This is a genomic window from Aliishimia ponticola (assembly GCF_004803475.1).
Classification (GTDB): Bacteria; Pseudomonadota; Alphaproteobacteria; order Rhodobacterales; family Rhodobacteraceae; genus Aliishimia; species Aliishimia ponticola.
Map to the genome: position 1 here is coordinate 71,672 of NZ_SRKY01000006.1, position 13,627 is coordinate 85,298.

General features: G+C 61.7%; 14 protein-coding genes. 2 read left to right on the plus strand and 12 right to left on the minus strand.

Translation table 11 applies throughout. The annotated features are described in order from the left end of the window. Positions 1-86 precede the first annotated feature (86 nt). Together E4Z66_RS18440 and E4Z66_RS18445 are read left to right on the plus strand one after the other, a co-directional pair. Positions 87-2,003 (plus strand): OmpA family protein, encoded by a 1,917-nt coding sequence (locus E4Z66_RS18440; protein ID WP_136464558.1) that lies wholly within the window; start codon positions 87-89, stop codon positions 2,001-2,003. Next, positions 1,996-2,325, plus strand: a complete 330-nt coding sequence (locus E4Z66_RS18445) for a hypothetical protein (RefSeq protein ID WP_136464559.1) — start codon at positions 1,996-1,998, stop codon at positions 2,323-2,325. The genes E4Z66_RS18440 and E4Z66_RS18445 overlap by 8 nt, the downstream gene beginning before the upstream one ends. Before the next feature lie 32 nt (positions 2,326-2,357). On the opposite strand, the gene E4Z66_RS18450 is transcribed toward E4Z66_RS18445, so the two are convergent. The 12 genes from E4Z66_RS18450 to uvrC all read right to left on the minus strand — a co-directional run bounded on the left by E4Z66_RS18450 (position 2,358) and on the right by uvrC (position 13,356). Further along, a complete protein-coding gene (locus tag E4Z66_RS18450) occupies positions 2,358-3,152 on the minus strand; it encodes a creatininase family protein (protein ID WP_136464560.1) in 795 nt (264 codons plus the stop codon). Next, the gene (locus E4Z66_RS18455; protein ID WP_136464561.1) at positions 3,149-3,784 is read right to left on the minus strand and encodes an NAD(P)H-dependent oxidoreductase; all 636 of its coding nucleotides are present in this window, start codon (positions 3,782-3,784) and stop codon (positions 3,149-3,151) included. The genes E4Z66_RS18450 and E4Z66_RS18455 overlap by 4 nt, the downstream gene beginning before the upstream one ends. A 1-nt stretch (position 3,785) precedes the next feature. Next, positions 3,786-4,367, minus strand: a complete 582-nt coding sequence (locus E4Z66_RS18460; protein WP_136464562.1) for an NAD(P)H-dependent oxidoreductase — start codon at positions 4,365-4,367, stop codon at positions 3,786-3,788. After that, positions 4,368-5,777, minus strand: a complete 1,410-nt coding sequence (locus E4Z66_RS18465) for an FAD-binding oxidoreductase (RefSeq protein WP_136464563.1) — start codon at positions 5,775-5,777, stop codon at positions 4,368-4,370. After that, the gene (locus E4Z66_RS18470; RefSeq protein ID WP_136464564.1) at positions 5,774-7,057 is read right to left on the minus strand and encodes a cytosine deaminase; all 1,284 of its coding nucleotides are present in this window, start codon (positions 7,055-7,057) and stop codon (positions 5,774-5,776) included. Before E4Z66_RS18470 ends, E4Z66_RS18465 begins: the two co-directional genes overlap by 4 nt. Before the next feature lie 4 nt (positions 7,058-7,061). After that, complete coding sequence (locus E4Z66_RS18475) at positions 7,062-7,958, minus strand: ABC transporter permease (RefSeq protein ID WP_342773467.1); 897 nt, start codon at positions 7,956-7,958, stop codon at positions 7,062-7,064. Then, on the minus strand, positions 7,955-8,764 hold the full coding sequence (locus E4Z66_RS18480; RefSeq protein WP_246036087.1) for an ABC transporter ATP-binding protein: 810 nt from the start codon (positions 8,762-8,764) through the stop codon (positions 7,955-7,957). Before E4Z66_RS18480 ends, E4Z66_RS18475 begins: the two co-directional genes overlap by 4 nt. Positions 8,765-8,774: 10 nt before the next feature. Then, positions 8,775-9,767, minus strand: coding sequence for an ABC transporter substrate-binding protein (locus E4Z66_RS18485; RefSeq protein WP_136464565.1), 993 nt, complete (start codon positions 9,765-9,767; stop codon positions 8,775-8,777). 308 nt (positions 9,768-10,075) lie between these two features. Next, positions 10,076-10,519 (minus strand): molybdenum cofactor biosynthesis protein MoaE, encoded by a 444-nt coding sequence (locus tag E4Z66_RS18490; protein WP_425456168.1) that lies wholly within the window; start codon positions 10,517-10,519, stop codon positions 10,076-10,078. Positions 10,520-10,522: 3 nt separating this feature from the next. Continuing rightward, positions 10,523-10,768: a molybdopterin converting factor subunit 1 gene (gene moaD / locus E4Z66_RS18495; RefSeq protein ID WP_136464654.1), complete on the minus strand. Its 246-nt coding sequence runs from the start codon at positions 10,766-10,768 to the stop codon at positions 10,523-10,525. After that, complete coding sequence (gene pgsA / locus E4Z66_RS18500; RefSeq protein WP_136464566.1) at positions 10,768-11,433, minus strand: CDP-diacylglycerol--glycerol-3-phosphate 3-phosphatidyltransferase; 666 nt, start codon at positions 11,431-11,433, stop codon at positions 10,768-10,770. Before pgsA ends, moaD begins: the two co-directional genes overlap by 1 nt. 60 nt (positions 11,434-11,493) lie before the next feature. Next, positions 11,494-13,356, minus strand: coding sequence for an excinuclease ABC subunit UvrC (gene uvrC / locus E4Z66_RS18505; protein WP_136464567.1), 1,863 nt, complete (start codon positions 13,354-13,356; stop codon positions 11,494-11,496). Between the last annotated feature and the right edge of the window lie 271 nt (positions 13,357-13,627).

Below are 13,627 nucleotides of genomic sequence, written 5' to 3' on the forward strand. Positions count from 1 at the left end.
CCAACCGATGCGACCACCGGGATTGATTGCAACCCCGCGCGCGGCGGCGTATCCCTGCGCAAACTGAAACGGCACCGGACCTTTGAATGCGCCTGTCGACTTTTCTCCATGTCGCTTTGACATTCGTGGCCGCAGCCATTGTTGCGCTGATGGCTGCGAACGCCTCTGTCGGACTGATCGAAGACCGCTCCGAAATCGGGGTGCGCCAAGTGCTCGACGACCGTGAACTGGTCTGGGCCGAAGTTTCTGCCGATGGGTTGCAGGTCACGCTGACCGGGACCGCCCCCACCGAATCCGATCGGTTTCAGGCACTGGCCGCCGCCGGGTCCATTGTCGATGCGGCGCGGGTCATCGACGCGATGCAGGTTGAGGCCGAAGCAGAGCTTGCGCCGCCGCGTTTCTCCATCGAAATCCTGCGCAACGATGCGGGGATCTCCGTGATCGGGCTGATCCCGGCCGCCGCTGACCGCGAGGCGCTGACCGATCGGTTCGAACGGCTGGCCGATGGCACCGCCTTTGCCGATTTCCTTGAAAGCGCGGACTACCCCACACCGGATGAATGGGACGAATCGCTGGGCTTTGCGCTGCGGGCGCTGGACAAGCTGCCGCGGGCCAAGGTGTCCGTGCAATCGGGCCGCGTCGATATCACCGCCATGGCTGAAAGCGAGGATGACAAAGCCGCGCTGGAACGTGACCTGAACCGGGCGGCCCCCTCCAACCTGTATCTGGCGTTGAACATCACGGCCCCGCGCCCGGTGCTGACCCCCTTTACGCTGCGCTTCGTGCGCGACGCGGATGGCATCCGGTTCGACGCCTGCTCTGCCGATGATGAAGAGGCCCGCACCCGCATCGTCAACGCGGCTTTCAAGGCAGGGCTGACCGGACAACCCGATTGCACCATCGGCATGGGCGTGCCGACCCCGCGCTGGTCCGAGGCGGCGTCGCTGGCCATTGCGGCCATCGCGGAACTTGAAGGTGGTTCTGTCACCTTTTCCGACGCGGATGTGTCGCTGATCGCGCCCGAAGGCACGCCGCAGAACACGTTCGACCGGATCGTGGGCGAATTGGAAAACACCCTGCCCGACGTCTTTGCGCTGACTGCCGTGCTGCCGCAGCCCAAATCCGAGCAACCGCAAGGCCCGCCGGAATTCACTGCGACGCTCAGCCCCGAGGGGCAGGTGCAACTGCGTGGCCGCATTCAGGACGAGGTCACGCGCGAACTTGCCACGTCTTATGCCCAGTCGTTGTTCGGGTCCGCCGCCGTCTATACCGCCGCGCGGATTGACGATTCGCTGCCCGATGGCTGGTCCACGCGCGTGCTGACCGGGCTGGAAGCTTTGGGGAACCTGTCCAATGGCGCGGTTGTCGTGACCCCGGATGAGGTCACTGTGACCGGCAACACCGGCGAAAAAGAGGCCAATGCCCGCATTGCGCAACTTCTGGCGGACAAGCTGGGCGAGGCGCAGCATTTCGATATCAGCGTGACCTATCAGGAAAAACTGGACCCGGCCTCTGGCATCCCCACCCCGGAGGAATGCGAGGCCGAGATCGCCGGCATCGTCGCCGTGTCCAAGATCAACTTCGAACCCGGCTCTGCCAATGTGGACGCCGCCGCCATGGGAACGCTGGACGATATTGCGGAAATCCTGAAGGAATGCGGCAGTATCAAGCTGGAAATTCAGGGCCATACGGACAGCCAGGGGCGCGAATCGATGAACCTGTCGCTCAGCCAGGAACGCGCGCAGACCGTGCTTGACGAATTGCGTGCACGCCGGGTGCTGACCTCCAGCTTCCGGGCGAAAGGCTATGGCGAGACTCAGCCCGTGGAGGATAACGGCACCGAAGCGGGCCGCGAGGCGAATCGCCGCATCGAATTCCGCCTGATCCGGCCCGAACCTATGACGCCAGAGCCGCAATCGGCTCTCGACAGTCTGGCAGAACAGTCTAATGAGGACGCGCCAGAGGAACCCGCATCGGAGTCAGAGGACGCAGGGGATGAGTAGAACTGAATTCGTCATCGCGACGGCCATCATCCTGTTCGTCGCCTTCTGCCTTGGCTGGTTCGCCAATTGGTTGATCCATCGGTTCTCTCGTGTGGCCGCCGCCGACATCAACGAGCTTGAGCGGATGAGCCAGGAGTTGCACGAGGCCGAGGAAACGCGCGATCAGGCGATCACCTACTTGCAGCAGCGCGAAGCGGAATTGACCAATCAGTTGTCGCAGACCGAGGCCGAATTGCGTGCCGCGATGGATGGTCTGCGCGATGCCCGCGAAGAGGCGGAGCAGCTGCGCGCATGGATCGAACGTCAGCAAGGCACAAGCTGACTCGCACCAAGCGCCCCCAGTATCAGCCGGGATCAGCGGGCCGGGAACGGGTCCGTGACCGGGGCAAAGCGGCTGATATCCTGCGCCGCGATCTTTTCCAGCACTTCGATGGCATGGGCGACGTAATGTTCAGCGGTCGCGCGGCCTTTTTCGGCGGTGGCCAGATGCGCCTCGCCGGCGACGCCGTCCTCATTCACATCTGACGCGATCCAGCCATGGGCGATGGTGCCGACGGGCGGGATCTCTCCTTGCTGGTGGGTCCAGCGGAAATCCTTGGCCTTGCGCATATCCACGGTGTCAGGCCGGAAATGCAGCATCAGCGAGGTTTCGTTGTCGCCGCCGTGAATGCCCTGCGCCATTTCTTGCGGTCCGAATATCCCGTCCGGCACTCCACCCGCGCCCCAGCCCATACGCACGCAATACATCCCCGCGCGCACGCGCAATTCACGCGACAGGATGGAATTGATGTCCATATTGCCGCCATGCGAATTGACGATCAGCATTTTGCGCACTCCGGCCCGCGCCAGCGACAGGCCGATCTCTGTCCAGGCCCGCAGCGCGGTTTCCGCCGTCAGCGTCAGCGTGCCGGGCGCCCACAGGTGTTCGTTCGACTTGCCGACCGCCTGCACTGGCAGCAACCGGATATCGAGCGTCTCCGGGCAGCGTTCGGCCAGCAGGTTGCACAGGCCCTCATTGATCATCGTATCCACGCCCACCGGCAGGTGCGGGCCATGCTGTTCCACGGCTGCGGTGGGAAGAATGGCGATGGTCCGCGCCGGGTCGATCTTCAGATCAGTGGCGGGGTAGTCGATCCAATACCGGCTCATGCGGTTTTCGCTCCGTCAATCGTGGGGGTTTCCTTCAGCCCGGTCAGGCGGTCCACCCGCGCCGCGACCTTGCGCAAATGCGCCTCCAGCTTGGGACGCGGCGCGCTGTCCATCAGGTAATGCGCTGCAAACACCTTGCGGCTGCGGCGCGGCATCAACAACCCCACCCCCCGCATCAGCGTGCGCCGACCGGGTGCGCCGATGAACCGCGTCAGCCAGAAGCTTGCGCCGCAGGTGGTGAACACGCCCATTCGCTGAATATGGTGCAGGCCGGGCCGAATGGTTTCTCCGGGCGCTTTGGGCATGACAAAGGCGACCTCGGGCAGCAACACCCGGTCAAGCCAGCCTTTCAGCATCGCGGGAAGCCCGTACCACCATGTCGGATAGACGAAGATCAGCGTGTCGCACCATTCGATATCCGCGCAGTGATCCTCTACCGGGCTGCGATTGGCAGGATAGTCGAGATAGCCGGTCCACTCGCCCGTGGTCAGCACCGGCTGAAACCCTTCGGCGTAAAGATCGCGCAATCGGACCTCGGCCCCGGCGGCGGCCAGTCGGGCCAGAACCGTGTCACGCACTGCAGATGTGAATGACCCTTCGCTTGGGTGGCAATAGATGACGAGCGCGCGCATGTCAGAACGTCTCCATTTCGCGGCGAACCCGGTCCAGAAAGGCAGAGCAGCCCTTGGGCGTGATATTGTTCATGTCGTATTGGGCGATATAGCGGGCCTTTTCGGGGCGGAATGTGCCCCGCACCGCGCGCTGGAAAATCTTGCGCGGCGGGTTCCCGGCAAGGAACGCCATCATCGGCGTTGCGCCATAGGTCGTGATCGCAGCCATCTTGCGGATGTTGTCCAGACAGGGCGACAGCTTGCCATCCTTCAGGGCAAAGCTGACACCGGGCAACATCACACGGTCGAAAAATCCCTTGAGAATAGCCGGATAGCCGAAATTCCAGACCGGAAAGCACAGCACCAAGGCGTCCGCCGCCCGCAACCGGTCAACATAGGCCTGAACCGGCGCGGTGTTGATCGCGGTATTGTGGTAGTTGCGGCGTTCTTCCTCGCTCAGCACCGGGTTGAACCCCTCGGCATAAAGGTCGCAATCATCGACCTCCCAGCCCGCTTCGACCAGCGTTGTGACCGCGACCCGGTACGCTTCGGCGTTCAGGCTTTCCGGCACCGGATGGGCAAAGAGAACAAGCGCGCGCGGCATTTATTCCGCCGCCGTCTTGGGTTGCAGACCGGGCCATGCATACATGCTGTCATAGGACCAATCCGGATCGTCCCAGGTAATCATCTTGCCGGGGTTGAGCAGGCCTTTCGGGTCGGCCTCCCGCTTGAAGGCCAATTGCCGGTCATCGACGGTCTGCCGACCGCCCTCTTCCAGCGTATAGCGATGAGGGTTGAAGTTGATCGCGCCCATCTCCTCGTGCATGGCGATGATCTCGTCCAGCCGTTCTTCGGATGTGAACTTGACCAGGGTCAGTCCCGACATGGTGACGCGCCCGCCCGACCGGGTGACTTCCACATGCTGAAGCACCTCGGGCGAGAGCCGTTCCTTCACCTTGCCGATCAGGGCGATGGGATCATCCGCGCCGTAAGCAATTTGCAGGTAGGTGATCGACGGATCGACTTTGAGCGCGCGTAGCGTGGTATGGTTCCAGCCGTATTCAAAGACATGGCCCGGCTGGCGCGGCCAGTCGGTCTGGCCCTGAACATAGATCGTCTTGGCCCCGGAATAGGCGGCGGTGAAGGTTTCCCACCCCGGCATGGCGTGGGGCGCGACCATCAGCGCAACCACCGCGTCATCCTCGGCCACATGGGGCGCGACCCTTTGGAAATAGTCCTTGGCGATGGGCGCCTCGAAGATCGTCGCCAGCTTGATCAGCAGCCCGTCGCAGGCCGCCAGATCATAGCTGTAGCGCAGCGCTTCTTCGAAATCCTTGAAAGACAGGAAGATCCCCACCCAGTCATAGGCCGGGGCCAGCGGCATTTCGATTTCGGTGATGATGCCGTTGGTGCCATAGGCATGGGCCACACGGTGAATATCATCGCCGGTGATCTCCATCACGCGCGGTTCGGCTTCCATCGTGACAACGCGCAGGCGCAGGATATTGCCCACGTCGCGCAGCCCGCCCCAGCGCACAGACCCGACACCACCGGAGCCGCCCGCGATAAAGCCGCCAATCGTCGCCGTCGCCCAAGTGGACGAGAACATGCGCAGCTCTTGCCCACTATCGGCCTTGCACGCCGCGTCGAGGTCTTTCAGAAGAATACCCGGCTCGCAGATCACCCGGCCCGGTGCGATGTCCTTGACCGCTGTCATCTTCCCCAGATGCAGGATGCAGCCGCCCGCCAGCGGCATGGCCTGCCCGTAATTGCCCGTCCCTGCCCCGCGCGTCGTCACGGGCACGTCTTCGGCATGGCAGATGCGCAGGATGTCGATCACCTCTGCCTCTGACTTGGGGGTGGCGACGAAATCGGCAACCACATGGTCCAGCCGATCCTTGAGAACCGGCGAATACCAGAAAAAGTCGCGGCTTTTCGATTTGACGCTGGGCGGATTGGTATCAATGTCGATCCCCTTCGCGGTGAGGGTATCAATCGCGGCCTGAATGCTCATGCTGGCTCCATCAGGTAATCGAGTTCGGAATAGGCCGGAAGGGTCCGGTCAATGGGGCTGCCCCCGCGCAGGACGATGCGGTCCGATTGCGGGCGGGCGAAAAGCTCTGTCCAGTTGCGGGCATTGCAGATCACCAGATCGGCCGGGGCGCCGGGTGCAAGGCTGGGCGCGTCGAACCCGCAGGCCTCGGCAGGGTTGGTCAGGAAGGCGTGGGTCCAATCCGGGTCCGAGTGGTCCAGATGGCCGATGCGGGTCGCTTCGCGCATCACCTCGATCATGTCCATATCGCCATAGGCATAGAACGGATCGCGCGTGTTGTCGGAGGAGAAAGAGACCGAAATCCCCCGCGCCTTCATCTCGTGCACCAGCGTGATCCCCCGGCCACGCGGGGTACGTGCGCCGTGGCGGTCCTGTAGGTACAGGTTGCACATCGGCAGGCTCACCACTTTCAGCCCCGCTTTCGCAACCAGATCCAGCGTCGCCTGTGCGTCCGCGTCTTCCATCACGGAAAGCGAGCATAGATGCCCGACCGTGACCTTGCCGGAAAAGCCGGTGGCGATGGCTGACTGCGCGATGTCCTTGAGCGTGTTCACGCTGGGGTCCATCGTTTCGTCCACGTGGAAATCCAGGTCCAACCCGCGCGCCTCGGCGGCAGCGAAATAGGCGGCGATTTCCTTCGCCTGATCGGGACCAGGATAGGTGCAAGACCCAAGTATCCCGTTATGGCGGGCGACCAGATCGGCACATTCATCCAGCGCCGCCTGATCTTGTGCCAGATCCGATCCGGTCAGCGCCGCCGCCTGAAGCGTGATCCGCCCCGCCCATTCGTCGCGCAATTCCGCGAAAACCGGCCAGGAACGGCCGACGTCTTCGGTGCCGCCAAAATAGTCCAGATGGGTGCGGATCGCCCGCGTTCCATGGGCATAGGCCGAGCGAAGAGCAAAGCTCATCCTTGGTTTCAGATCGTCCCTGTCCCAGCGCCCGACCTTGTCGGCACCGACCGCATTGATCGCGCCATCAAAGGTGCCGTCGGGGTTCGGCGTGCGCCCCCCGATCTGCGCCTTGTCCAGATGGGTGTGCATATCCACGAAGGCGGGGAAAACCATCGCGCCGCCCATATCCATCGTGTGATCGGCGGCCAGATCATTGCCCGCGATACGGCCCTCTGACACGGTCAAATCCATGCGCGTCAAGCTGCCCGTTGCGCCCACAAGGCAGGAAGGAGCAGACACGTCTTTGAACCGGATGACGCCGGCATCGGGCAGAGCCTTAAAATCCATGAACTTATTCCCGTTTCAACGCAGATTCATGCCACTTGCGTAGGGCAAGGTGCGAGATCAGCGATGTCGTCGCGTAAATCACCACGCCCGTCACCGCGATCAGGATCAGCGCGGCGAACATGCGTGGTATCTGCAGACGATACCCCGCCTCGAGGATACGGAATGCAAGCCCAGTTCCGATGCCCCCAGTGCCCGCCACATATTCAGCCACAACTGCCCCGATCAGCGCAAGCCCCCCCGCGATCTTGAGACCCCCAAGGAAATAGGGCAGCGCGGATGGCAGTTGCAGATAGCGCAGGCGTTGCCAGCGGTTCGCCTTGTAGATCGTCATCAGATCCTGAAGGTTGTGATCGGCGGATTTCAGACCCAGCGTGGTATTGGCGAGGATCGGGAAGAACGCCACGATCCATGCGCATAGCAACAGCCCGATCATCCGGCTTTCGATATAGATGAAGATCAGCGGTGCGATCGACACGATCGGTGTCACTTGCAGGATGACGGCAAAGGGCGAAAACGACATTTCCGCAAAGCGCGAAAGCGAGAATAGAACCGCCAACCCCACCCCGCCGATTACCGCAACCGCAAGGGCCATGCCCGTGATCTGCAACGTGATGAGCAGCGATTGCGACAGAGTGCCCCAATCCTTGATCAACGTCGACAGCACCAGACCGGGGCGCGGCAGGATGTAGGGTTCGATGTCATTCCAGACAACAAGGCGGTCCCAGTACCAGATCGCCAACGCCAGAATGGCAAGCGGCACGATGTACTTGGCCACTTCCTCGATCCGCTTGCGGCGGGCGCGGCGCTCTTCATCGGCGTCGAAAAGCGGGCCAGTCCCGCGGCCCTCGCACATCGGGGTCTGCGGGGTGGCGGCGCTGTCTGCTGGATCTACGGCCATCATTCTGCCATCTCCGGTTGGCCCGCGTGCAATGTGCCATGAAGCGCATCGGATGCCTCGCGGGCGATCTCGCCATACTGGGGGGCGATCCGCCATTCCAATCCGCGCGGATAGGGCTCGTCCACCGTGATTTCCTTGATGACCCTGCCGGGCCGCGCTGCCATGACCAGTATCCGGTCAGACAGGAAGACGCTTTCAAAGACCGAGTGGGTGACGAAGATCACCGTTGCGCCGGTCTTGGCCCGCAGCGCCAGAAGATCGTCGTTCAATTTCTGGCGCGTAATCTCGTCCAGTGCCGCGAACGGTTCATCCATCAGGATCAACCGGGGCCGTGTGACCAGCGCCCGCGCGATGGAAACCCGCATTTTCATGCCGCCGGACAACTCGCGCGGGTAGCTGTCGTGGAACTTCTCCAGCCCGACAAGGGCCAGCGCCTCGAACACCTTGTCCTTTACGGATTTGAAGGACTGTCCGCGCAGCCGGAAGGGCAACCAGACATTCTGCGCCACCGTGGCCCACGGCATCAGCGTGGGTTCCTGAAACACGACGCCAAGGTCGCCAGCGCCTTGACCGCCGACCCATTCGATCTTGCCCAATGTCGGCGGCATCAGCCCTGCGATCAGCCGCAGGGCCGTGGATTTGCCGCACCCGGATGGCCCGAGCAAAGAGATGAAATCCCCCTCCCGGACCGTCAGGGACATACGGCGCAGCGCAGCAACCTGACCGCCGAAGGTCTTGTCGACCTCGCGCATGTGCAGGATTGGCGCGCGCTCGGACAGGGGCGCTGTCATCGGGTCTGCTTCGGACATTGTCACCAGTTTACTCTGGCCGCAGGTCCATACCGAGTCCCTTGTTGATAAAGGTCAGGTCATAGGCCTTGGCGTAGTCCACGCCCTCGGGCAGAACGCCCGCCTCGACCATCGTGTCATAGAATTGCTTGGACCGCTCTTCCGTCATCGCACCGATGCCCAGTTCCAGCGTGTCGCCACTGTCAACGATCCCGTGTTCCAGCATCGCCTTGATCGCAAAGTCGATCTTGTCCTGCGTCATGTCCGGGTTATCGGCAAGGATCAAGTCATTGGCCGCCGAATTGTCGCCGTAGATGTAGTTGTACCAGCCAAGGATGGACCCTTCGACAAAGCATTTCACGACCTCGGGCTGCTGTTCGACAACATCCAGCTTGGTCTGGATCGTCGTGGAATAGCCGGAATACCCAGCATCCGCGATCAGCCAGACATCGGGGGCCCAGCCTGTTTCCTTTTCAATCGCGTAGGGTTCGGACGACAGATAGCCCTGCTGCGCGCTGTCCTTGTTCACAAGGAACGGGGCGGAATTGAACGTATAGGGCTGGCGCTGCGCGTCGTTGAAGCCATAGGCCGCCTTCATCCATTCGTAATAGGCGACCGCGTCCTGCACGATCATCGTCAGGTCCGTCATCTGGTCAAAGCTGGACACTTTGCCCGGATGGGTCATCAGCACCTGCGGGTCTTTCTGGAACGACGCCATCACATTGACGATCGGCAGACCTTCCTGCACCGCGAAATAGGCATCAAGATGCCCGCCCATGTAAAAGTCGATCCGGCCTGCCAGCATCATCGCCTGATTGTTCACCTGCGGGCCACCGGGCAGGATGCTGACATCCAGACCACAGGCGGCATAGGTGCCATCCGCGACCGACTGGTAGAAACCGCCATGCTCCGCTTGGGCAACCCAATTGGTGCCGAAGGTCACAGGGGTCAGATCCTGAGCGAAACTAGTCTGTCCGGTGAAGGACAGGGCGACGGCAGAAAGGGCTAGAGCGCGGTTGATCATATCATCCTCAAGAGTGTTGACCGTCGAAGCCTCGCCGTGCCGCGCCGTACTTCTCAAGGGGGGTTAACGATAGTTTTGGACGCGCGGTCGCGGAGCGCCAAATCGGAAGGCGATTAAGTAGGCGCTTGTTCGAAATTTGGGCGGTTTTTGTCTGCGATCTGCCTGCAAAGGATGCAACCTAGACAAGATGTCGCCCGAATCTGCCTATGCTTCGCACAAGGGGCGCACCTGGACGTTTCGCTGGCATTGTGGCCGCCAGCCCCGGTTTTAACCAAGATACGGCAGCACTGCGCCGCGGCACGCCGGGTTTACCAGCGGCTCAGGGCGTCTTCGTCATCATCCTTAGACTGCACCCAGTCAGAGGCCCCGTCACGGGTGATCTCGCGCTTCCAGAATGGCGCGCGGGACTTCAGGAAATCCATCAGAAACTCGGCCGCATCAAACGCATCCTTGCGATGCCGCGCGGCGGTGGCGACCATCATGATCATGTCGCCCGGCTCCATCCGACCGTGGCGATGAATGACCAGCACGTCCTCCAACGCCCAACGTTTGCGCGCCTGCTCTGCAAAACCGGTCAACTGGCTTTCGGTCATGCCGGGATAGTGTTCGATCTCCATCGCCAGCAGCCCGGCATCGGTGTCGCGGACAATCCCGGTGAAGGTCACGACCGCGCCCGACGCCGATTGCCGCGCGGCAAAGCCTTGCGCCTCGGCACCGAAATCGAACGGGTCTGCCAATACGCGGATATCCACGGCTCAGCCCCCGGTCATGGGCGGAAAGAACGCAACCTCGCGCACGCCGTCCAGCGGGGCGTCAAAATCGCTGAGTTCCTGATCCAAGGCGACGCGCAGCGCGCTGAGATCCTCGAACGCCATGGCGTAACGCTCCTCGCGGGCGCGCAGTTCCTCGACAAGCTCCGCCACTGTTGCGGCGTTGGTCTCAACCCGCTCTTTCGGCAGGCCGATGCGTTCCCGGACCCATGCGAAATACAGAACATCCATCACGCTGTCTCCTTCAGGAAAGGCATCGCTTTGCGGAAGTAATCCCAACCGGTTATCGCCGTCAGCCCCGCTGCCACCCAAAGCAGCGTCAGCCCGATGCGACCGGACCATTCCATTGCCGACAGCTTCCAGCCAAGCCCCTGCGTGTCTTCCACCGCGCCCAGAAGCATATCCGCGATCATCTGATCATCCATGCCCCAGGTGGAGGCCGTCAGATAGTGTTCGAACACCCCTTGGGAAAACAGAACCGCGATTGCCAGCATCTGAACCGTGGTTTTCCATTTCGCCAGCTGCGTCACCTTCAGCGTCCCGGCCACATCGCCAAGAAACTCGCGCAGGCCGGATACGAACACCTCGCGGAAGAGGATCAGCGTCGCGGGCAGCACCAGCCACGGCGTCATGGTCGAATAACCAAGTATCACCGCCAGCGCGATCACGACCATCGCCTTGTCCGCAATCGGGTCAAGCATGGCGCCGATCTTGGTTTCCTGTTTCCACGTGCGGGCGAGATAGCCATCGAACCAGTCGGTTATCGCCGCGCCAAGAAACAGGAATAGCGCGAAGAAATCCGCGTAAGGCCGCGTGAAGTAAAGGAAAATCACCGCCACAAGGGGCGCTGCAAGAAGTCGCAAGGCGGTCAGGATATTTGGTAAATTCCACGTCATCGCCGTGACCCTAATGCGCGCGCAGACCGAGCGAAAGCACCATTTCGCATAGCAGGCGGATCACCCGCCCTCATGAAAGAAGGCGTATATCTTTTCCGCCAGCGCCTCGGACACGCCGCCCACCGCCTTCAGGTCGGCCAGATTGGCGCGGCTCACCGCCTTGGCCGATCCGAAATGCGCCAGCAAGGCCCGTTTGCGCGCGGCGCCCACGCCCGGAATTTCGTCCAACGGGGTGGCGGCGACTGCCTTGGCGCGTTTGGCCCGGTGCGTTCCGATGGCAAAGCGGTGCGCCTCGTCGCGCAGACGCTGGATGAAGTACAGCACCGGATCGTTATGGCGCAGCGCAAAGGGCCGCGCCCCGGTGCGATAGAATTCCTCTTTCCCGGCATCGCGGTCCACGCCCTTGGCCACACCGACCATGGGGATGTCCTCGACCCCGTATTCACTCATGATCTCGGCCACCGCACTGACCTGCCCCGCCCCGCCATCAATCAGCAACAGATCCGGCCACAGGCCTTTCTGGCGCTCCGGGTCTTCCTTCAGCAACCGTTTGAAGCGGCGCGTCAGCACCTCTTTCATCATCCCGAAGTCATCGCCGGGCGTCAGATCATCGCCCTTGATGTTGAACTTGCGGTACTGGTTTTTCATGTAGCCTTCCGGGCCCGCGACGATCATCGCGCCGACAGCGTTCGTGCCCTGGATGTGGCTGTTGTCATAGACCTCGATGCGCGCGGGCGGGCCTTCCAGTTCAAAGGCCTCCGCCACCCCCCGCAGAAGTTTCGCCTGCGTCGCGGTTTCCGCCATCTTGCGGGCCAGGCTTTCGCGGGCATTGCGCAGCGCGCTATCCACCAGTTCCGCCTTTTCGCCGCGCTGGGGCACCAGCAGTTCAACCTTGCGGCCCAGTTTCTCGGACAGGGCTTGCGCCATCAGGTCGGGGTTCTCGATCCCGTTCGACAGGATCACCTGACGCGGCGGATCCTTGCTGTCATAAAACTGGCCAAGGAACGCCTCCATCGCTTCAGCATTGTCCACATGCTCGCCCACACGCGGGTAGAAGTCGCGGTTGCCCCAGTTCTGGCCGGCGCGGATGAAGAACACCTGCACACAGGCCTGCCCGCCTTCCATGTGCAGCGCGACGATATCGGCCTCTGTCACGGTGCGCGGGTTGATCCCCTGCGCGGTCTGCACGCTGGTCATGGCGCGAATCCGGTCGCGCAAAGCCGCCGCGCGTTCAAATTCCATCTCGTCCGAGGCTTTCTGCATCTCGGCGGCAAGCTTGGCCTGAACATCGGTGGTCCGCCCTTGCAGGAACCGTTCGGCATCCTGAACGCTGGTAGCGTAATCAGCCTTGGAAATCTTACCCACGCAAGGCGCACTGCACCGCTTGATCTGGTACAAGAGGCAGGGGCGCGTGCGACTGTCGAACATCGCGTCCGAGCAATTGCGCAGCAGGAACACCTTTTGCAGTTGGTTCAGCGTTCGCGTGACCGCCCCGGCGCTGGCGAAGGGGCCGTAATAACTGCCCTTCTCCTTTTTGGCGCCGCGATGCTTCTTGATCTGCGGAAAGTCGGTTTCCTGACTGACAAGGATATTCGGGAAGGATTTGTCGTCCCGCAGGATCACGTTGTATTTCGGCTTGAGCTGCTTGATCAGGTTCTGCTCAAGCAACAGCGCCTCGGTTTCCGTGCGGGTCGTCAGGAACATCATCGACGCGGTCTGCGAGATCATCCGCGCGATACGCGGCGAATGGCCCGTGGGCCGGGCATAGTTGGACACCCGCGCCTTCAGATTGCGCGCCTTTCCCACATAAAGCACCCGGCTCTCGCTATCGAGCATCCGGTACACGCCGGGCGATCCGTCCAGAGATTTCAGGTACCCCGCGATCACTTCGGGGCCGGTCACGATGTTGGTCATGTCTGCCATGTGCGGAACTTAGCGATTCTTGGTGGCGGCTGCACCGGTTTCTGACCGGGAACAAGGCGAAAGGCATCCACTGAAACTGTGGATAACCACGTGGGTATTCTTCGGTCAGACGGAAAAATCAATGAAGTTGTAAGCACTTCGCCGATACGCCTAAAATTTAGGCACCCCCGCAAGACACTGATTTTTCTCCCAAAATTTATGAAGTTTTGGTAAATTGTTGAGAACACAAGGAATTTTGTAACGGATTTGTTAACTATTTCAGCACGGGTGC